At 42.7% G+C, this 20,608-nt stretch carries 19 protein-coding genes and 1 riboswitch; of the genes, 10 read left to right on the top strand and 9 right to left on the bottom strand.

Annotation, left to right across the window (positions count from 1 at the left end; translation table 11 throughout):
• Nucleotides 1–215: 215 nt before the first annotated feature.
• The 9 genes from AC0L3Y_RS17305 to AC0L3Y_RS17265 all read left to right on the top strand — a co-directional run bounded on the left by AC0L3Y_RS17305 (nucleotide 216) and on the right by AC0L3Y_RS17265 (nucleotide 11,641).
• A complete protein-coding gene (locus tag AC0L3Y_RS17305) occupies nucleotides 216–2,021 on the top strand; it encodes an acyl-CoA dehydrogenase C-terminal domain-containing protein (RefSeq protein WP_473466891.1) in 1,806 nt (601 codons plus the stop codon).
• 54 nt (nucleotides 2,022–2,075) lie between these two features.
• The gene (locus AC0L3Y_RS17300; RefSeq protein WP_473466888.1) at nucleotides 2,076–2,390 is read left to right on the top strand and encodes an SCP2 sterol-binding domain-containing protein; all 315 of its coding nucleotides are present in this window, start codon (nucleotides 2,076–2,078) and stop codon (nucleotides 2,388–2,390) included.
• A gap of 109 nt (nucleotides 2,391–2,499) precedes the next feature.
• On the top strand, nucleotides 2,500–4,197 hold the full coding sequence (locus AC0L3Y_RS17295) for an AMP-binding protein (RefSeq protein WP_473466885.1): 1,698 nt from the start codon (nucleotides 2,500–2,502) through the stop codon (nucleotides 4,195–4,197).
• 80 nt (nucleotides 4,198–4,277) lie between these two features.
• A complete protein-coding gene (locus AC0L3Y_RS17290; RefSeq protein ID WP_473466882.1) occupies nucleotides 4,278–5,030 on the top strand; it encodes an enoyl-CoA hydratase-related protein in 753 nt (250 codons plus the stop codon).
• A gap of 203 nt (nucleotides 5,031–5,233) precedes the next feature.
• The gene (locus AC0L3Y_RS17285; RefSeq protein ID WP_473466879.1) at nucleotides 5,234–5,986 is read left to right on the top strand and encodes an electron transfer flavoprotein subunit beta/FixA family protein; all 753 of its coding nucleotides are present in this window, start codon (nucleotides 5,234–5,236) and stop codon (nucleotides 5,984–5,986) included.
• The gene (locus tag AC0L3Y_RS17280) at nucleotides 5,983–6,912 is read left to right on the top strand and encodes an electron transfer flavoprotein subunit alpha/FixB family protein (RefSeq protein WP_473466876.1); all 930 of its coding nucleotides are present in this window, start codon (nucleotides 5,983–5,985) and stop codon (nucleotides 6,910–6,912) included. The genes AC0L3Y_RS17285 and AC0L3Y_RS17280 overlap by 4 nt, the downstream gene beginning before the upstream one ends.
• Nucleotides 6,913–7,011: 99 nt before the next feature.
• A complete protein-coding gene (gene fadB / locus AC0L3Y_RS17275) occupies nucleotides 7,012–9,162 on the top strand; it encodes a fatty acid oxidation complex subunit alpha FadB (protein ID WP_473466874.1) in 2,151 nt (716 codons plus the stop codon).
• Between the two features lie 27 nt (nucleotides 9,163–9,189).
• Nucleotides 9,190–10,365, top strand: a complete 1,176-nt coding sequence (fadA, locus tag AC0L3Y_RS17270) for an acetyl-CoA C-acyltransferase FadA (protein WP_473466872.1) — start codon at nucleotides 9,190–9,192, stop codon at nucleotides 10,363–10,365.
• 310 nt (nucleotides 10,366–10,675) lie between these two features.
• Nucleotides 10,676–11,641: a D-2-hydroxyacid dehydrogenase family protein gene (locus AC0L3Y_RS17265; protein ID WP_473466871.1), complete on the top strand. Its 966-nt coding sequence runs from the start codon at nucleotides 10,676–10,678 to the stop codon at nucleotides 11,639–11,641.
• Between the two features lie 60 nt (nucleotides 11,642–11,701).
• Here AC0L3Y_RS17265 and AC0L3Y_RS17260 read toward each other — a convergent pair whose 3' ends face one another.
• The 8 genes from AC0L3Y_RS17260 to thiD all read right to left on the bottom strand — a co-directional run bounded on the left by AC0L3Y_RS17260 (nucleotide 11,702) and on the right by thiD (nucleotide 18,420).
• A complete protein-coding gene (locus AC0L3Y_RS17260; protein ID WP_473466869.1) occupies nucleotides 11,702–13,141 on the bottom strand; it encodes a sodium:solute symporter family transporter in 1,440 nt (479 codons plus the stop codon).
• Nucleotides 13,134–13,862: a thiaminase II gene (gene tenA, locus AC0L3Y_RS17255; RefSeq protein ID WP_473466865.1), complete on the bottom strand. Its 729-nt coding sequence runs from the start codon at nucleotides 13,860–13,862 to the stop codon at nucleotides 13,134–13,136. The genes AC0L3Y_RS17260 and tenA overlap by 8 nt, the downstream gene beginning before the upstream one ends.
• A gap of 67 nt (nucleotides 13,863–13,929) precedes the next feature.
• Nucleotides 13,930–14,898 (bottom strand): HesA/MoeB/ThiF family protein, encoded by a 969-nt coding sequence (locus AC0L3Y_RS17250; RefSeq protein WP_473466863.1) that lies wholly within the window; start codon nucleotides 14,896–14,898, stop codon nucleotides 13,930–13,932.
• Nucleotides 14,895–15,521, bottom strand: coding sequence for a thiamine phosphate synthase (locus AC0L3Y_RS17245; RefSeq protein WP_473466861.1), 627 nt, complete (start codon nucleotides 15,519–15,521; stop codon nucleotides 14,895–14,897). The genes AC0L3Y_RS17250 and AC0L3Y_RS17245 overlap by 4 nt, the downstream gene beginning before the upstream one ends.
• Nucleotide 15,522: 1 nt before the next feature.
• A complete protein-coding gene (locus AC0L3Y_RS17240) occupies nucleotides 15,523–16,329 on the bottom strand; it encodes a thiazole synthase (protein WP_473466859.1) in 807 nt (268 codons plus the stop codon).
• A complete protein-coding gene (gene thiS / locus AC0L3Y_RS17235; RefSeq protein ID WP_036162388.1) occupies nucleotides 16,329–16,529 on the bottom strand; it encodes a sulfur carrier protein ThiS in 201 nt (66 codons plus the stop codon). The genes AC0L3Y_RS17240 and thiS overlap by 1 nt, the downstream gene beginning before the upstream one ends.
• Entirely contained in the window at nucleotides 16,526–17,560 is a 1,035-nt protein-coding gene (gene thiO, locus AC0L3Y_RS17230; protein ID WP_473466855.1) for a glycine oxidase ThiO, read from the bottom strand. Before thiO ends, thiS begins: the two co-directional genes overlap by 4 nt.
• A complete protein-coding gene (gene thiD / locus AC0L3Y_RS17225; RefSeq protein ID WP_473466853.1) occupies nucleotides 17,557–18,420 on the bottom strand; it encodes a bifunctional hydroxymethylpyrimidine kinase/phosphomethylpyrimidine kinase in 864 nt (287 codons plus the stop codon). The genes thiO and thiD overlap by 4 nt, the downstream gene beginning before the upstream one ends.
• A gap of 67 nt (nucleotides 18,421–18,487) precedes the next feature.
• Nucleotides 18,488–18,594, bottom strand: a riboswitch (TPP riboswitch).
• A 307-nt stretch (nucleotides 18,595–18,901) separates the two neighbouring features.
• Between thiD and AC0L3Y_RS17220 the strand changes: the two genes are divergently transcribed.
• The gene (locus AC0L3Y_RS17220) at nucleotides 18,902–19,336 is read left to right on the top strand and encodes a cupin domain-containing protein (protein ID WP_473466851.1); all 435 of its coding nucleotides are present in this window, start codon (nucleotides 18,902–18,904) and stop codon (nucleotides 19,334–19,336) included.
• Between the two features lie 13 nt (nucleotides 19,337–19,349).
• Here AC0L3Y_RS17220 and codA read toward each other — a convergent pair whose 3' ends face one another.
• Nucleotides 19,350–20,606: a cytosine deaminase gene (gene codA / locus AC0L3Y_RS17215; RefSeq protein ID WP_473466848.1), complete on the bottom strand. Its 1,257-nt coding sequence runs from the start codon at nucleotides 20,604–20,606 to the stop codon at nucleotides 19,350–19,352.
• Nucleotides 20,607–20,608: the final 2 nt, after the last annotated feature.

The following is a 20,608-nucleotide window of genomic DNA, read 5'->3' as shown; positions in this document are numbered from 1 at the left end:
CATGTTTTTCGTCTAGCTGCCTTTCGTTTTTTCTAGGAAAATATACCGTTTTTACCTTTATATTAAGTGTCGTGTAAATCTGTGTGGTTTATTTTGTCATTAACTTTGGCATCTTTTGTTATTGAGAGAATGACGCATATAGAGGAACCTTTCTGCTATCGAAAGGGTTCCTCTATGGAGCTCATACAACAAAAACAATAAAGAGGTCATAGGCCATGCCTGAATATAAAGCGCCACTGCGCGACATCAAGTTTGTCACTGAAGAAGTCTTAGACATTCATGGGCACTACGCAAAGCTACCAGGTGCCGAAGAAGCAACACCAGACATGGTGACAGCGATTCTAGAAGAAGGTGCCAAATTTGCTGAGCGTGTACTTTCCCCTCTAAACCGTATTGGTGACCAGCAAGGTTGCCAGTTTAAAGACGGTGTAGTAACAACTCCAGATGGATTCAAAGAAGCTTATCAGCAATATGTTGAAGGCGGTTGGCCATCTCTGTCTCATCCTGAAAGTGTTGGTGGACAAGGTTTACCTGACTCCCTAGGTATGATGGTAACCGAGATGATTGCTACCTCTAACTGGTCGTGGGGAATGTATCCGGGCTTGAGCCATGGGGCGATGAATACTATTGAAATCCACGGCACAGAAGAGCAAAAAGATACTTACTTAACCAAACTAGTATCAGGTGAATGGACTGGCACCATGTGTTTGACGGAGCCTCATTGTGGTACAGACTTAGGTATGTTGAAAACCAAAGCTGAGCCGAAAGATGATGGCAGCTATGCGATTACGGGTACGAAAATCTTTATTTCTGCTGGTGAGCATGACATGGCCGAAAACATTGTCCATATCGTTTTGGCTCGTCTGCCTGATGCGCCTGCTGGAACGAAAGGTATTTCGCTTTTCATCGTGCCTAAATTCAGTGTTGATGCGTCCGGTGAAAAAGCGGAACGTAATGAGGTGTCCTGTGGTTCTATTGAACACAAAATGGGCATTCATGGTAATGCCACTTGTGTGATGAACTTTGATGGCGCCAAAGGCTTTTTGATCGGGCCACCAAACCGTGGTTTGAACTGTATGTTCACCTTTATGAATACCGCACGTATTGGTACGGCTCTACAAGGTCTTGCTCATGCAGAGTGGGCTCTACAAAACTCAGTGGCCTATGCTAAAGATCGTCTACAAATGCGTTCATTGTCTGGCCCGAAAGCACCAGAAAAAGCAGCTGATCCCATTATTGTTCACCCTGATGTTCGTCGTATGTTGCTAACTCAAAAGGCCTTTGCTGAAGGTGGTCGGGCGCTTATTCATTACTGTTCTATGCTGGTGGATACAACGAAACATGCAAGCGATGATGAAAAAGCGGAAGCTGATGAGTTGATGTCTTTATTGACACCCATTGCTAAAGCTTTCCTAACGGAAACAGGTTTTGAGTCTGCAAACCAAGGGCTACAAGTTTTTGGTGGTCATGGCTTTATCGCAGAATGGGGTATGGAGCAGAATGTACGAGATTGTCGTATTTCTATGTTGTATGAAGGTACGACAGGTATACAAGCATTGGATTTATTGGGTCGTAAAGTACTAATGACACAAGGTGCTACTCTGCGTCGCTTTACTAAAATCATTCATAAATTCTGTAAAGAACATAAAGGCGATAAGCGCTTTAAATCTTATATGACTGCACTCGATAAGGTAAACAGCGAGTGGGGTGACTTGACCATGAAAGTAGGTATGAAAGCCATGCGTAACAAAGACGAAGTTGGTGCGGCATCGGTTGATTATCTCATGTTCTCTGGTTACGTTGTTTTAGCTTACTTCTGGGCGCGTATGGCGGTTGTTGCGAAAACGAAATTAGAAGAAGGCACAGACGAAGTCGGCTTCTACACGGCAAAACTGCAGACAGCCACTTTCTACTATGAGCGTTTATTGCCTCGTACGAAAGCGCATGCCGAAGCGATGTTGTCAGGTGCTGACAATCTATTATCAATGGATGAAGATAACTTTTTGTTTCTGAATTCTTAAACGTTCCTAAATATTGATGAATGCAATTTTAAACAGATTAAAGGGGTTAAAGTTATGAGCGAAGCAAAAGCAGTATTTGAATCTATGGTTGGTCGTTTTGATGCAGATGAAGCGGACGACATGGAAGCAGTGTTTCAATTTGACTTAGACGACGCTGACAGCTATCACTTAAGTATTACAGATGGGAAATGTGACATGGGCGAAGGTGAACATGATGACCCAACGGTTACCTTAAGCATGGATCTTGATACATTAAAAGAAGTAATGAGTGGCGAATTAGATGGCATGGCCGCTTTCATGCAAGGTAAAATTCGTGCAGATGGAGATATTATGTTAGCAACTAAATTGACTCAAATATTCCCTATGTAGGGTTTGAGTTTGACGATAAATTGTTCTAAAGCTCAACTGCTATTTTTGTAGTTGAGCTTTTGTATTTACTTTTATTCTCCTAAATAAAAAAAACAAATGGAGCTTTTTTATGACTATGGATACCTCTACTCATAATAATGTAGGCGCCGTGAAAGCACCGGGTAGTTATTTACCTGAGTCACTCAACCCTGCTGGTTACCAATCGCTAACTGATATATTGGCTTTAGCAGTTGAGAAGTATAATGATAAACCTGCTTTTACGAGTGTTGGGCGTACGCTAACTTATCGTGAGTTAGGTGAAAAGTCCGATCAGTTTGCAGCCTATTTCCAAAATGAAACCGATTTGGTTCCAGGTGACCGAATTGCGATTCAATTACCTAATGTTATTCAATATCCTGTTGTGCTTTTTGGTGCTATGAAAGCAGGTTTGATCGTTGTAAACACGAACCCTTTATATACTCCAAAAGAGCTTGAACATCAGTTTAATGATGCAGGTGTAAAGGCATTAGTTGTGTTTGCTAACATGGCTCATAATGTTGAAAAAGTCCTCGCTAAAACGTCAATTAAACATGTGATAGTTACTGAAATTGCTGACTTCCATGCACCAATGAAGCGGCTATTAGTAAACTCTGTTGTGAAGTATGTGAAAAAAATGGTGCCTGAATACCATTTACCTAATGCATTACGTTTGAATGATGTATTAGCAAAAGGTGCCGGTAAAGCTGTTATGAAGGTAAAAACGACACCGGAGCAAATTGTAGTTTTGCAATATACAGGTGGTACAACGGGTGTGGCAAAAGGTGCCATGCTGACTAATGCTAATCTGATTTCTAATATGTTCCAATTGAGCTCTCGTTTAAGAACAATTATAGATGAAGGTGTTGAAACCTATATTGCCCCTCTACCTCTTTACCATATTTATGCTTTTTTGATCCATGGTTTAACCCTGTTAGAACGTGGTGGTCACAGTGTTTTGATTCCTAATCCAAGAGATTTACCAGGCTTTGTTAAGGAGCTAAAAAAATGGAAGTTTACTGGTTTTGTTGGTCTAAATACTTTATTCGTGGGCCTGTGTAATCGAAAAGATTTCCGTGAATTGGATTTTTCTAGTCTCAAATTAACCTGTTCTGGTGGCATGCCACTTACCCATTCTGCTGCAGAAGAATGGCAGGCTGTGACAGGGTGCGTGGTAGTGGAAGGTTATGGTTTAACTGAGACTTCACCTGTTGTGTCATTTAACCCAATTGGTAAAGAGCAAATTGGAACCATTGGTGTTCCTATTGCGGAAACAGAGATCAAAATACAGGGCCGAGATGGTCAATCATTACCACAAGGTGAATCTGGCATGTTATGTGTGCGTGGACCACAGGTAATGAAGGGGTATTGGAATCAAGAAGCAGCCACCCGAGAAGTGATGACAGAGGATGGCTTCTTAATTACCGGTGATATTGCTGTAATGCATGAAGATGGTTATTTACAAATCGTTGACCGCGCTAAAGATATGATTATTGTATCTGGTTTCAATGTTTACCCAACAGAAGTTGAAGACTGCCTATCGTCTCATCCTGATATTTTAGAATCTGCTGCCATTGGGGTTGCCGATGATAAAGCGGGAGAAGCCGTAAAAGCCTTTGTTGTTTTAAAAGCGGAAGTTGAAACGCTGGATACTCAAACGTTACGAGCTTATTGCAAGCAAAATTTAGCGGCTTATAAAGTGCCTAAATACGTTGAGATTCGGACGGAATTACCAAAAACCAACGTAGGTAAAGTACTGCGTCGAGCTTTGCGAGAAGAAGAGCAAGCCTAGTTCTATCTAGTAAATCGCTCATTGGTGAGCGATTTACTAAGGTTTCTAGTGCGTTTTTTTCTGTCAGAGGAGTATTGGTGATGAGTGATTTTGTTACTGAAAGAATTGAGTCCGGTGTGCAGATTTTGTGTCTAGATAGAGTAGATAAGAAAAATGCCATTACTCTAGATATGTATCAAGCTTTAGCAGATGCATTGCATAGAGCAGAAAATAATAGTGATATTAAAGCAACCTTGATTCATGGTGCTGGTGGTGATTTTTCTTCAGGTAATGACATAAACGAATTTGTACAAATTGCCCAAAATCCTGAAAAGATGGAAGTCACTATGAACTTCTTGCAGGTGCTAAGCTGTTATACAAAACCATTGGTTGCGGGTGTGGAAGGGAAAGCGGTAGGCGTTGGTGCAACCATGTTACTTCATTGTGATTTGGTCTTGGCGTCTCGTGAGGCACGGTTGCAATTTCCTTTTGTGCAATTAGGTTTAGTACCTGAGGCCGCTTCTAGTTATTTATTACCTCATCTAATAGGTCATCAAAAAGCCTTTGAAATATTAATGATGGGAGATTTTGTAGACGCGGAGTCTGCTCATGAGATGGGGCTTGTTAATCACTTATGCGAAGAAGGTGAGGCTTATCAGGTGGCATTACGTTATGCAGAGAAAGTTGCCGTATTGCCTGTTGAAGCTGTTACTTTAAGTAAGGGGTTATTGAAAGCTAGAACTCAAGAGAATGTTCAATCTGCATTGTTGCGTGAAGGGAATATTTTCAAAAACCGTTTGCGCTCATCAGAAGCGCATCAAGCTTTTGCTGCTTTCTTGAACCGTAATAAATAGTCATATTTTTTAGACTGAAATGGTCTTTTATCTAACCGTTACTTTGTACAGAGTAACGGTTTTTTTGTTTTTTTCTTATGATGACTGTCGTATTAATTATTGTCGTGAATATTTTTGTCAGTTAACTGGCGCTTTTTTGTTATTGATGAAAATCATTCCCAAACTACTATAGGTAGTATGAAAATAATAAATATGAGGGACTTATGAAAATCCTAGTATCCGTAAAGCGAGTCATTGACTACAACGTTAAAGTTCGCGTCAAAGCAGACCATACAGCGGTCGATCTTACCAACGTAAAAATGTCCATGAACCCTTTCTGTGAAATCGCAGTAGAAGAAGCTATTCGCCTAAAAGAAAAAGGTGTGGCATCGGAAGTGGTTGTAGTTTCTGTTGGTTCTAAAACATGTCATGAAACATTACGAACAGCATTAGCTTTAGGTGCAGATCGAGCCATTCAAGTAGACACGGAAGACGGTTTAGATTCTCTTTCTGTTGCTAAGCTATTGGCGAAAGTAGCCCAAGAAGAAGCCGCTGATTTAATTATCATGGGTAAACAAGCGATTGATTCTGACAATAACCAAACCGGTCAAATGGTCGCGGCATTGTTAGATTACCCACAAGCAACTTTTGCATCGGAAGTGGTGGTTGAAAATGGTGAAGCTCAAGTCACCCGTGAAATTGACGGTGGATTACAAACTTTGGCAATTACTTTACCAGCGGTTGTGACCACAGATTTGCGTTTGAATGAGCCACGTTTCGCTTCTTTGCCAAATATTATGAAAGCCAAGAAAAAACCATTGGATGTGAAAACGCCTGAGGATCTTGGTGTCGAAATTGGTTCTAACGTCAGCATAGTTTCTGTTACGCCTCCACCACAGCGAGCTGGTGGTATCAAAGTAGGCTCGGTTGCTGAGTTAGTAGACAAACTAAAAAATGAAGCGAAGGTGGTGTCATGAGCGTATTAATTATTGCAGAACATGATAATAAGTCTTTGAAGCCTGCGACATTGAATACCGTAACTGCTGCAATACAAATTGATGCAGATGTTCATTTGCTCGTGGCGGGGTTTGAATGTCAAACCGTCGTTGAACAAGCGGCATTGGTTGCTGGTATCACTAAAGTTATGGTTGCTGACAACGCCGTTTATGAGCACCAATTGGCAGAAAATGTTTCTAAATTGGTAGTCGAAATTGCCAGTGAATATGGTCACATTTTGGCACCGGCAACAACAACAGGTAAGAACACCTTGCCACGAATCGCTGCTTTGTTAGATGTGGCGCAGTTATCTGATGTCATCAAAGTGGAATCACCAGATACATTCGTGCGTCCTATTTATGCGGGCAATGCCATCGCAACGGTAAAAACAACCGATGCAGTGAAAGTGATGACTATTCGTTCAACGGGCTTTGATGCGGCAGCAACAGAAGGCGGTAGTGCCGAACGGGAAGTACTTTCTCAGGTTATTGCTTCTGATCGTAGTCGCTTTGTAAAAGAGCAATTGGCTGAATCAGATCGCCCAGAACTGACTGCGGCGAATGTGATTATTTCAGGTGGCCGAGGAATGGGGAATGGTGACAACTTCAAACTATTAGAAGGGGTTGCAGACAAGTTAGGCGCTGCGATTGGTGCTTCTCGTGCTGCTGTGGATGCAGGCTTTGTGCCTAACGATTTACAAGTAGGTCAAACAGGTAAAACGGTTGCACCTGATTTGTACATTGCAGTCGGTATTTCTGGTGCGATTCAGCATTTAGCAGGCATGAAAGATTCAAAAGTCATTGTTGCTATTAATAAAGACGAAGATGCACCAATTTTTCAAGTGGCCGATTATGGTTTAGTAGCAGATTTATTTGAAGCCGTCCCAGAACTAGAAAAGAGTCTTTAGATTTTAGACCGCTTTGTATAGATAACAGAATTTTCAAATACCAGACAGTGGCAGAATGAATGACCGTCATTGTCATAATAAAAATAATTGGAGACCAGCATGATATTCGAAGGACAAGCAGTCAAGGTTGCAGTCGATGATGCAGGTGTGGCAACAGTCACTCTGGATTTGGTCGGCGAGTCGGTTAATAAATTTAATAGTCTCACATTAGGTGAGCTCGCCAAAGCCGTTGATACACTTAAACATACAGCCGATATTAAAGGCGTGATTTTTGCGAGTGCCAAAGACGTTTTTGTTGTAGGGGCTGATATTACGGAGTTTACTTCGTGGTTCAAACTGGACGACGAAGAACTTGCGGATAAGCTTCGTGATGCACATGCTATTTTCAACATGATTTCTGATCTACCTTATCCAACGGTTGCTGCTATTAACGGTATCGCTTTGGGGGGCGGTATGGAATTGTGCTTAGCCTGTGATTATCGAGTAATGGCAGATTCAGCAAAAATTGGTTTGCCTGAAACTCAGCTTGGTATTTATCCAGGTTGGGGCGGCAGTGTGCGTTTACCTCGTTTGATCGGTCCTGATAATGCCTGTGAGTGGATTTGTGGCGGTGCTCAAAAGCGCAGCGCAGACGCTTTTAAAGATGGTGCGGTTGATGCAGTTGTTCCTGCTGCGAAAGTCAATGACTCAGCCCGTCACCTTATTCAGCAAGTCTTAGATGGCAAGCTAGATTATCATGCTCGCCGCGATGAATTGCGTGCGCCAATGGTGTTTTCTCCTATTGAAAAGATGATGATTTTTGAATCGGTTCGTGGTGTCGTTGGTGCAAAAGCAGGCAAACATTATCCTGCGCCAATGCTAGCGATTAAGACGGTTGAGAAGGGCATCAGCCAAGACATGGAAAAAGCCCTTGATACTGAAATTAAAGGGTTTATTAAATTAGCGAAAGGCCCTGTTGCCAAGTCTTTGGTCAACTTATTCCTAAGCGATCAGCAAATTAAGAAAACGGCTGGAAAATACGCGAAAAACGCAACGCCAGTGAAACAAGCGGCTGTATTGGGTGCAGGTATTATGGGTGGTGGTGTGGCTTATCAATCCGCTTCCCGAGGTACACCTATCATCATGAAAGACATTCGACCAGAAGCGTTAGAGCTTGGTTTGAGTGAAGCGAATAAATTGTTTAATGGTCAAATCGAACGTGGTCGTTTAACCGCAGATAAAGCGTTTAAAGCAATGAATGGTATTGTTCCGGCATTAAGCTACGGCGAGTTTGAACATGTTGACCTAGTCGTTGAAGCTGTTGTTGAGAACGTCAAAATCAAAAAATCTGTGCTTGCAGAAGTAGAAAGTAAGATCACAGACGATGCAATTTTAACATCGAATACCTCGACTATTTCTATTACAGAATTAGCAAAAGATCTAAAACGTCCTGAAAACTTCTGTGGTATGCATTTCTTTAACCCAGTGCATCGTATGCCTTTGGTAGAAGTTATTCGTGGTGAGAAAACCAGTGACGCTGCGATTGCGAAAACGGTTGCCTATGCACAAGCTATGGGGAAAACACCAGTAGTTGTGAATGACTGCCCAGGTTTCCTTGTAAACCGTGTTTTGTTCCCTTATTTTGCAGGTTTCTCCTTGATGATGCAGGAAGGGGCGGACTTTCAAGTGGTTGATAAAATCATGGAAAAATTCGGCTGGCCAATGGGCCCTGCGTATTTGTTAGACGTGGTTGGTGTTGATACGGCATTCCATGCCGATCAAGTGATGGCGGAAGGTTTTCCTGATCGTATGAAACATGAAGGCAAAAATGCCGTTGATCGTTTATTCGAACTAGAGCGTTTTGGTCAGAAAAATGGCAAAGGTTTCTACACTTATGAACCAGATCGTAGAGGCAAGCCGAAGAAAATTTTTAATGATGAGATTAATGACATTCTTGCTCCTGTTGTCGTGTCTAAATCTGAACTAACAGAAGAAGACATTATTGCTCGCATGATGATTCCGCTTTGCATCGAAACGGTTCGTTGTGTAGAAGAAAATATTGTCGCATCAGTAGCCGAAGCTGACATGGGATTGATCTATGGTATTGGTTTCCCTCCATACCTTGGTGGTGCTTTGCATTACCTAGACCAAATGGGACTGCAGGCATTTTGTGACCTTGCAGACAAATACAGCCATCTAGGTAAGTTGTACGAGCCAACCGCGAAAATGCGTGACATGGCAACAAACAACCAAACTTATTACGGCGCATAATTTCCCATAGGCTAGAGGAGAATTTACATGAAACTGAATCCAAATGATGTCGTCATTATCGACGCAATTCGCTCACCAATGGGTAAAACGAAAAACGGTGTATTTCGCAATGTACGTGCAGAGAATTTATCTGCAGGCTTGGTTAAAGCCTTATTTAAGCGTAACCCGAACGTAGACCCAAAAGACGTAGAAGACTTGATCTGGGGTTGTGTTAACCAAACACTAGAGCAAGGTTTTAACATGGCTCGTGCTGTGTCCTTGTTGGGCGGTTTACCAATCACCTGTGCTGCGCAAACGGTTAACCGTTTATGTGGCTCGTCTATGTCAGCGATTCATACGGCAGCCCAAGCCATTATGACAGGCCAAGGCGATGTCTTTGTTGTTGGTGGCGTTGAACACATGGGACACGTCGGCATGATGCATGGGGTTGATGTCAATCCAGCTTTGTCTAAACATATGGCAAAAGCATCCATGATGATGGGTGTCACCGCTGAGATGCTCGGCAAAATGCATGGCGTCAGTCGTGAAGCACAAGATGAATTTGCGGTACGTTCACATCGTCTCGCTTATGAAGCAACACTGCAAGGGCGCTTCAATAATGAACTTGTTTCGATTGAAGGCCATGACGCGGAAGGCAATAAAATCCTCGTAGAAGTAGATGAAGTGATTCGTCCAGAAACGACAATGGAATCTCTTGCGGCTTTGAAACCGGTATTCATGCCGAAAGTCGGAACCGTGACTGCTGGTACATCGTCCGCCTTGTCTGATGGTGCATCTGCTATGTTGATGATGTCTGCAAGAAAAGCAGAAGAGCTAGGTTTAACACCAATTGCGAAAGTTCGTAGTATGGGTGTAGCGGGTTGTGATCCAGCGATTATGGGTTATGGACCTGTGCCTGCAACGAAGAAAGCGTTGAAACGTGCTGGTTTAACCATTGATGATATCGATATCGTGGAATTAAACGAAGCATTCGCCGCGCAATCTATTCCTGTTCTGAAAGATCTAAAACTGATTGACCTAGTTGATGACAAGGTAAACTTAAACGGTGGTGCGATTGCGCTTGGTCATCCTTTAGGCTGTTCTGGTACTCGTATCTCAACAACCTTGTTGAATGTCATGCGAGACAAGGATGCGACGTTGGGTCTTGCCACCATGTGTATCGGTATGGGACAGGGCATTGCTACTGTCTTTGAGCGCGTGTGATCTGATAAAACGCGCTTTCTTTAAGCGTTCAATTGTGAAGTACATGATACTTTACTCTGTCTTTGCCCCACCTTGAGTGGGGCTTTTTTTTGGACTGATTTTTATAGCGTTTGTTTGGTTCGTGGTTTTTTTAAAACTTCGCTATTGATTGGGCTGATTTTGAATGTAATTTATGAGTGTTTGAACATATTATTTAAAGGTACTATTTAAAGTTTAAGGTACTGTTCAAAAATAGTATTTTTAAAGTTACTTATGCCATTGTGATTACTTGACCATAACAATGGCAACCTTATCTCTAGGAGACGATGCCTTGAAAATAGCTGTACTGGATGATTATCAAAACTGTGTGAAAAACCTTGAGTGTTTTAGTCTTCTACAAGATCACGATGTTCATGTTTTCAATGAAACCTTTTTGACAGTAGACGATTTGGTTCGCAATCTGATTGATTTTGATGTGTGTGTTTTGATTCGTGAACGCACCGTGATTACCGAGGAACTATTGTCTCGTCTGCCTAAATTAAAGCTGATCAGTCAAACTGGAAAAATCAGCAACCATATTGATGCAAAGCTCTGTCATCAATATGGTGTTGCGGTATCTGAAGGTGTTGGTTCGCCTGTCGCGCCGTCTGAACTTTGCTGGGGGCTGATTATGTCTGCAAGCAGACATATTTCCGCTTATGTTTCCCATTTCACACAAAACCAATGGCAACAATCTGGTTCGTTAGGTTTAGGACGAGTATTAAATGGTTCTGTGCTTGGTATTTGGGGATATGGAAAGATTGGTCAGCGAATTGCTCAATATGCCAAAGCCTTTGGCATGAAGGTAGTGGTATGGGGAAGAGACGCTTCTAGAGTGTTAGCACAGGAGCATGGCTTTTCAGTCGCGGCCTCTAAAGCTGAATTCTTTCAAACAGCCGATGTGATTTCATTACATTTAAGACTCAACGACGCCACCAAAGCTTGCGTTACCGAAGAAGATCTAGAGCAGATGAAAGACGGTGCTTTGTTTGTAAATACAAGTCGTGCTGAGTTAGTGGAAAGTGGCGCCTTGTATCGAGTGATGTCTGCAAACCCAAATAAACAAGCCGCAGTCGATGTGTTCGAAATAGAACCGGCTAATCGTGATAATGAGCCATTGTTGTCTTTGCCAAATGTACTCTGTACGCCACATATCGGTTACGTCGAACAAGGCAGTTATGAGCTTTACTTCAATATTGCCTTTGAGAATGTCGTGGCTTTTGCCAATGGCAAACCACAGAATCTAGTCGCGGTATAATAAAGAAAAAAAGTCGACACTAAGGCCGACTTTTTTAGATCATATTTTTCAGTTTAACGGCTAATTACTGAGCGTTTTTATTTTTTTACTGATCAGGGTGAAATCAAACATCTTTTTACTTGGTAATACGAGCAGCACTAATGAAATCGCTACAGGAATCAAGGTTGCTAATAAAAAGGATTCAAACAAAAAGGCAATAGGTTCACCCGGCATTGGGAAGTAGATAAAACCGGCTACCAAACCACCAATCAAGCTTAATAATGCTTGGTAGCCTTGATAACGAGCGTTATAAAAACCAAAAAACACAGGAAATGCAGCGGCACAACAAAGTAGGTCAGCAAGTAAGAAAAGATACAAAATACTGAAGCCTTTCGATGCCACGATCAAGGCTAGAATAGAAATGACAATGATCAACCAGCGAGACGCCACAACCAACTTACTTTCCTCAAGCTTAGGTAAAATTCGGTTTAAATCGATAATAAATAAGCTATGAAAACCACTGATAGTGGAATCCGCACTGCTCATAATTAACGCCAAACCAAAGAAAATCATACCAATCAATAACCAATAAGGCGCATTGCCTAGCATCACACTAAATAAAGCGGTGGAGCCTGTACCAGGTACAGATAAGCCAACAAAAGCCAAACCAAATAAACCCAGTGCTAAGATGATAGGGAAACTAATCAGGCCACTTAAAATGAAGCCGTTGCGAATCGCTTTATCGTTTTTCGCTGCAAAAATGCGCTGCCATGTACCTTGATAAAATAGGCCAGTCAAACACACAGCTAAAAAGAAAGTTACACCTGTTTCTATACCAGTACTGTTAAATGGATTCAGCAAGTGAGGGGCTTTTTCTTGCAAACCTTCAATCACAGGTGTAATGCCCCCCGTTGCTTGCCAGCCCAAAACTAATATCAGAAGGATAAAAGGTAAGATGACGAACATTTGAATACGATCAGTAAAAATGGTCACTTTTAATCCACCATATAAGGTGTAAAGCAAGGTAGATAACATCACAATAGAGGCTGTTATCCAGAGCGGAACGGGTGCTAAAAGTGCAACCATTTGCGCAATACCTGTAAGCCCTGCAGTAAGACTAATAAAAAGATAAAACAGCATAATAGAAAGCACCACAACATAAACACTGCGTCCATAACGTGCATAGACGAATTCAGTTAATGTGTGGCCTGTTGGCATCAGTTGACGAATTCTGACACCAAGAGGGATCATCACCAGACGAGGGATTAATGCACCGAGTGCATAACCAAGTATAGCGCCAATACCACCCCAAGTAGCCGATTCGGCTGGACCAAATAGCACCCATGTTCCCATGGTAGTTGCCAGTAACGTCAACAAGGTAGCTTGGCTCGTTTGGCTATTTCGAGCCACAATGAAATCTTCTAAACCGTCCTGATGGCGACGTGCAAATACTAAGCCTGCAATAGCAAAGATCGCCGAAAATAGAACAAGCCAAAGAATCGCGGTTTGTGATTCAAGCATGTTTCGCTCCTTTGTTACCTATTCTTTGACTACCAGCTCTAAGCCCCATTCCCCAGAATTCAGCTTCAAGTTCAACTGCTTTGCTAAAGCGTTCTTGCATTTTTGTCCAACGAGGGCTTTGTGTTGGGTTGTCGCCAATACGGGTGCTAATGGCTAAATCGACTAATCGACCCACTTCAACACAAACCTCTTGGAAGGATTCACCGCAATAGGTGTTGATCCATTTCTCATAAGGATGGCCTTCGTAAACGCTTTCTTTTAAGCGTAAACCAATTTCTCCATAGCCAAATGCACAAGGCGCAAGCGCCAAGATCAAGTCTAAAAAGTCACCCTGTAAGCCTGAGTCCAATACATAACGGGTATAGGCAATGGTTTCTAACTCTTCTTTGGCGTTAAATAAAGACGCTTCATCGATCCCTTGAGCGGCACAGGTTTGGATGTGTAGGGAAAACTCGTGATTAATTAATGAATCTACCGTTGCTGCACAGAGTTTCATCTCTTCTGGTGATTCTGCTTTCACGACACCCAATGCCCAAGCGCGAGCATAATGCACAAGGTAAACATAATCCTGAATCATATAATGTAAAAAAGATGCCTGTGGCAAAGTGCCATCTTGTAAGCCTTTTACAAAATCGTGCTCAATATATTCACGCCATTGTGGCGCACAGCCTTCGCGCATAAGTGCAAATGTTTTTCCATAATCTGGTGTTTTATTCGTCATAATCTATGTTCGCTTTATTCTGGTTAATAAAGATTTAAGGGAGTTTTATTGAGTAGCCAATAAGCCATTACAGAGGATCGTCACCCAGTGCTATGAGCTTTATTTCGCCTTGCCAATAAGTTTGTAATTTTCGTGCTGCACGCCATGCGGTTAGTCCGGTACGACAGACAAGCACAGCTCGCTGATGTGTATGAGGTTGAGCTTGTTGCTGGTCAAATTCGTCCAGAGTGAAATATTGAACACCTTCTTGTTTATTGATCTTGCGTAAATCCACCAACCAATCTTGCGACGTCACTTCATCGGTACCTATGAAACCTAATAGTTGATTATCTGGTGGCTCTGGCGCGTCATCAAAGCGAAATCCGCTTTGTCGTAAATTGTGTAGATCTATGGACACTAATTGCCCAAGAGGAGAGGGTTCAATATTAAGTAATAGGTTGAGTGCAAATTGAGCTTGTAGACAACCAATCGTGCCAACGATCGGTCCCATTACCCCAGCTGAAGAACAGTTGCTTGCTCGCTGTGGTAGTTCTGGAAAAATGGCTCTTAGAGACGGCTGACCGCCACAAAATCCGCCAATATATCCTTCAAACCCCAATGCCGATGCTGACACCAATTTCAGATTGTGAGCATGGCAGTAGTCTGACAGTACATAACTCACTGCAAAGTTATCCGCACAATCTAAGATGACATCCATCTCGTGGCAGAAAACATCTACATTGCTTGGTGTCAGAGTAGTAAAGTGGGTGGTGATCACGCAGTCATTATTGAGATCATCAAGATGGCGTTTGGCACATTCTACTTTGGGTAAATCAACATCCGCTTCTCGATACAATACTTGTCGATGTAGATTTGAAAGTGACACCACATCGCCATCCACTAAGGTAATCTGACCAACGCCAGCACCAACAAGATAAGGCAGCGCCGCACAGCCTAAACCGCCAGCACCCACAACAAGGACGCGCGCAGATGCCAGCAATGTTTGTCCCGTTTCACCGACTTCAGGCAAGCATGTTTGACGTAGATAACGACTCATACAGTTGCCTCGTTAGAGACATTTTTACAAGCATTTAGCCATTCCTTGATTCGTGCTTCTGGATCAGAATTTAAGGTGATATCAGTGACCGCAGCGACGATATCAGCACCAGCTAAAAAAGCGCCTTCGGCTCTTTCTACTGACATGCCACCAATCGCTACTAGTGGTGTTTGATCGAGTTTTCCTTTCCATTCAGTGACTTTTTCTAGCCCTTGCTGGTGCCATTTCATCTTTTTCAAAATGGTTGGATACACGGGGCCAAGGGCTATGTAATCGGGTTCTAGGCGACATGCTCTTAATAACTCTTCATCATCATGGGTACTGATGCCAATTTTCAATCCAGCTTGTTTGATTTTAGTTATATCTGCGGTATCTAAATCTTCCTGTCCAAGATGTACCCATTCGCAACCCAGTTCGATGGCAAGCTGCCAGTAATCATTGATCACCAAAGTACAATTATGCTGAGCACAAAGGGCTTTGGCTTTTTTAATTTCTACTCGGGCATGCTCTTCTTGGCAGTCCTTCATGCGCAGCTGAACCAGCTCAATACCAAGAGGAACCAAACGTTCGATCCATTCACTGCTGTCAAATACAGGGTAAAACCGACTTAACTTCATCATCATTTCAATCCAAAAACGCTTTGCCTAAAATAGGCGTAGAGGGTGATGCCATATCACGGGGTACCATTGGGTCGGCTTTTACGGCCAACTGTCCTGCTCGAATGGCATTAGCAAAGGCTTCTGCCATCATGGCGGGATCACCGGCTTTTGAGACCGCAGTATTGAGTAAAACCGCATCCATTCCTAATTCCATGGCTTGAGCGGCTTGACTTGGTAAACCTAACCCAGCATCAACAACTAATGGAATGTCAGGGAAATGAGCACGTAATGCCCGCAAACCAAAGATGTTATTTAAGCCCATTCCAGAACCAATCGGAGCGCCCCAAGGCATCAATACCCGACAGCCTGCGTTTATCAATCTATCAGCCACAACCAAATCTTCTGTCGTGTAGGGAAATACTTGAAAGCCATCTTCAGAAAGAATTCGTGCGGCTTCCACCAATCCAAATACGTCCGGTTGCAATGTGTCTTCTTCACCAATGACTTCCAACTTAATCCATGAGGTTCCAAACACTTCCCGAGCCATATGTGCTGTGGTTACGGCTTCTTTTACCGTATGACAGCCCGCGGTATTGGGCAACACATGCACATTTAACTGTTGAATCAAGCGCCAAAAATCCTGTCCGGCTTTGTCTCCGCTGGCTTCACGACGTAACGATACCGTTGCCACACTGGCTTTACTTTGCTCAAAGGCTTTCGCCAGAATGGCTGGAGAAGGGTATTGAGCAGTCCCTAACATGAAAGGCGTTTCTAATTGCACACCATAAAAATCACGTTTTGCTGAGCTGTCTTTAAATGATTTTGTCATCATTATCCCCCTTGCATGGGCGCTAGCACTTCAATGCGATCGCCATCATTTATCTGGATATTCGCTCGATTACCTTGAGTAACAAAGTCACCATTTACAGCGGTTGCAACCACGGCATCGGCGTAACCTAATTCAATTAAAAGATCAGAAAGACGCTCAGATTTAGCGGTCACTTTCTCGCTATTTACCTGTATATGTTTCATAGGTTCATGGCCTCTTCGGTTGTAGTAAGGTTAGTGGTATCAAACCATTCTGATTCGATACCTTGTTCGAGATAATCCGCCACCATTTTTGCCAAGGTTGGCGCGAGCAAAAAACCATGACGGTACAAACCATTAGCACGAATAATTTGCCCTTGACGGCGAATACGAGGAAGGTTGTCAGCAAATGCCGGGCGACTGTCTACACCAATTTCAAGGATTTCAGCTTCGCCAAACGCAGGGTTTATTGCATAAGCGGCATTTAATAATTCCATCACGGAGCGCACCGAAGCATGTTGCTTGGCACTGCTTTCCACCATGGTTGCGCCAAGCATATAAACGCCATCCCCACGGGGAACGATATAAAGGGGGATTCTTGGATGGAGTAAACGCACAGGTCTTGTGAGTTGCACTTCTGGGCAACGTAAAATTAGCATTTCGCCTTTTACACCACGCAAACCATCTAAATCGGGTTTTGCTTTAATGCCACGACAGTCAATTATCAAACTGTCTTTTGCCAACACGTCTGGGTCCGCATTTTGGTTTATAAAAGTGACACCTTGCTGTATTAATTTGGTTTTCAATGCTCGCAATGCATCCCGTGGAGATAAGTGTGCTTCTTCACGATAATATAAGCCTCGTGAAAAGCGACCGGACAAATCAGGCTCAAGTTCCGTTATTCCATCGGCATCCAAAACATCATAAGCTTGAGTTCGCTTTGCAAAACGTTTTAGATCTGCTTGGTCACGATCTAAAGCCAATACCAATGACCCTTGATGCTCAACCACATCTGTGTGTTTTTGCCACCAAGTTGCGGCTTTTTTGCCGTAATGCAGCACGGCTTCCTCGGCACTTTCAACTTCACAATAGGGTGCAAGCATTCCGCCAGCCCACCAAGAGCAAGATTCAGGGCCTGGCTCCAATTGGCGATCTATCACCGTTGGAAAAATGCCTCGTGCGACTAATTCCGTCGCAACACAAAGACCCGCCACGCCAGCGCCTAATACAACAACTTGTTCTGTAAATGTGTTCATTTTTTCCCCCACTGACTCTCTGTTTCCCACATACGATGGAAATGGTGAACTGGCCCATGGCCTGAGCCAATTTTTAACTGATCCGCACACTCAATTGCACGGTGTAAATAAGCGTGGGATTGCTCAACGGCTTGGGACATGCTCGCCCCTTTGGCTAACCAAGCAGCAATGCTGGAAGAATAGGTGCAACCTGTGCCGTGGGTGTTTTGAGTGGCAATACGTGGTGCATGAAGAGTGAGTGGTTCGGAATTGGTACTTACTAAAACATCGGTGCAAGTGTCACTCTCACCGTGTCCGCCTTTCAATAAAACGTGTTTAGCGCCAAGCTGTAACAGGTCGAAAGCGTGGGAAGTTAATTGGCTATCGTCAAAGGCATCGTGAGGTGATAAACCCAGTAAAACTTTCGCTTCTGGATAATTTGGTGTCAGTAGATCGACTCGGGGAATAAGTTCGGATTTTAACGCATTAACGGCTTCTACCTGTAAAAGTGCATCGCCAGATTTGGCTATCATCACAGGATCTAACACCACAAACCCTTGAAAATTCTTTAACGCATTCGCCACAGCGATTACTAAATCACTGGAGAAAAGCATGCCGATTTTAATGGCTTGAACATTTAAGTCGTCAAGAACTGCGGTAATTTGTGCGGTCACAACATCAATAGGAATAGGATGAACCGCAGTAACCGCTTGAGTGTTTTGTGCCGTTACAGCAGTAATGACACTGGCGCCATACACGCCATTAGCAGAAAAAGCTTTTAAATCCGCTTGAATACCTGCGCCGCCACCACTGTCAGAACCGGCAATGGTTAGCGCAATTGGAGTTGTGTTTGAATCAGTTTTGTCTAAAAGACGAGACATGTATATCACCCAGTTTTTATCAGGCGACATAGGGAATGAGTGCACGAAAAAATGCATAAGAAGACTGCATAACATCGCATCCGTTCCCTACGCCGATACTAATCGGATCAGGTTCACCGGGTTAATGAAATACATCTCTCAGCCTAATTCAACTAGGCACCCCGACGGACAATTTGGAGACAGCATAGAAGACTTAAATTTAGTTTACAAGCGGTATGTTTATTTTTTTAATAATATTAAATCCTCTAAAATTCGCTATAATCCTTTAAAATGTCGACTTTATGCATTAAAAGTCATTAAAAATAATTCAATTTATTTTTTAAAGTTTAATTGATGGAAATTAATTTGATTAAAATTCTCTTCGCCAAAAGGTCGTATTTGTTATAGTGAAAGTCATCTTTGTTGTGCATGACAAATACAGAAAACCATTGTTATGAAGCTATTGTATTTCTTAGATTGTATTTCTTAGGAGGTATCCGCATTGAATCAGATTAGTGTTCCTGTTTTATCGTCACCTATTACCATAAATAACAACCCAGAGAGTGAATATAGGAATGGGACAGGGTATTCCGTTTTTAAGGATGTTACGTATTCCCTAGAAAACTATAATGGTTTGTTTATCACTGACAGAATGGATGCTTTGAATTTTCGTCATCGGATAAGTGAACCTGGATACTTTAGTTCGTGGCATGTGGCAGGCGATCCTACTTTGATTATCATTCGCTCAGGCATATTACGAATCACATTGCGTAATGGGGATTATCGAGACTTCACGGCAGGAGATATGTTTATTGCTCAAGATTGTTTACAGGCAGATGAAGTGTTTAATGATCAGATTCATGGGCACACGGCAGAGCTAATAGGCGATCAAGCCTTGTCTGCCGTGCATATTAAACTCTCTTCATTAGGTGATTAGTTAAGCTGATTTTTTATGTTGTCATCCAAGGTTTACTGGTAATTTGTGCTGGCTGACGTTGCATAATGATTTCTCCATGGCGTACTGACAGCAGCACTTCACCTTGCTTACGTAGCACACTGTAATCATCAAAGCCTTCTAGTAATATGAAGTTCGCTGGGTTTCCAATTTTGATTCCGTAATTTTCCAAACGCATGGTTTTCGCGCTGTTGTCTGTGATCATGTCTAACGCGTTTTCGTAATCCTTGTAGCCCATCATTTGGCAGATATGCATGGCAAAGTCTAAGGTGCGTAGCAGTTTGCCATTGCCTAGTGAATACCAAGGATCGAAGATAGAGTCTTGTCCTAAGCAAACGTTGATGTTGGCTTCACGCAACTCTTTCACCCGAGTAACACCACGGCGTTTTGGATAAGTATCGAATCGACCTTGTAGATGAATGCTTTCTGTCGGGCAGGAAATGAAGTTGATGCCGGAATTTTTTAATAAACGAAACAATTTCGAGCAATAGGCATTATCATAAGAATGCATCGCCGTTGTGTGGCTCGCGGTAACTTTGTCGCCCATGTCATGGAACAAGGCTTCACAAGCCAAAAATTCAAGAAAACGTGAATTCGGATCATCGATTTCGTCACAATGAACATCCACTAGACGATCATACTTTTTTGCCAGTTCGATGATTTTCTTGACGGATTGTTCACCCAGTTCTCGGGTGTATTCAAAATGGGGAATTCCGCCTACAACGTCAGCTCCTATTTCTAGGGCTTCTTCCATGAGTTTTAAACCATTGGGATACGACAACATACCGTCTTGTGGGAAGGCAACGACTTGTAAATCTATCTTACCTTTCAATTCATCTCGTAGGGCACATAAAGTGCGAACACCAATCAAGGTTGGGTCTGTTGTATCTGCATGAGTACGAATTGCCTGTACACCGTTTTGTACTAAAAGTTCAATGGTAGACAGAGCGCGTTTACGAATGTCAGCTTCATTCAGCATAGGCTTGCGCTGACTCCAGCGTTCAATGCCTTCAAACAGTGTACCGCTTTGATTCCACTCAGGTTCACCAGCTGTGAGTGCTGCATCAAGGTGAATGTGAGGTTCGACAAAAGGCGCACAGACAAGGTTGCCGTCAGCATTTAATACTTCTGTGGCAGATTTTAAAGAGGGTAGTGTGCCGTCTTGTTTTTCGATTTTGGTAAAGTGGCCGTTTTCAATGTGTAAGCTAAATAACTCTGTTTGTTGGCGTAAACGAGCGTTAATAATTTGCATAG

Source organism: Marinomonas sp. GJ51-14 (assembly GCF_055808695.1).
The sequence above is the reverse complement of the archived record's forward strand: the minus strand, read 5'-3'. Positions and strand labels throughout refer to the sequence as shown.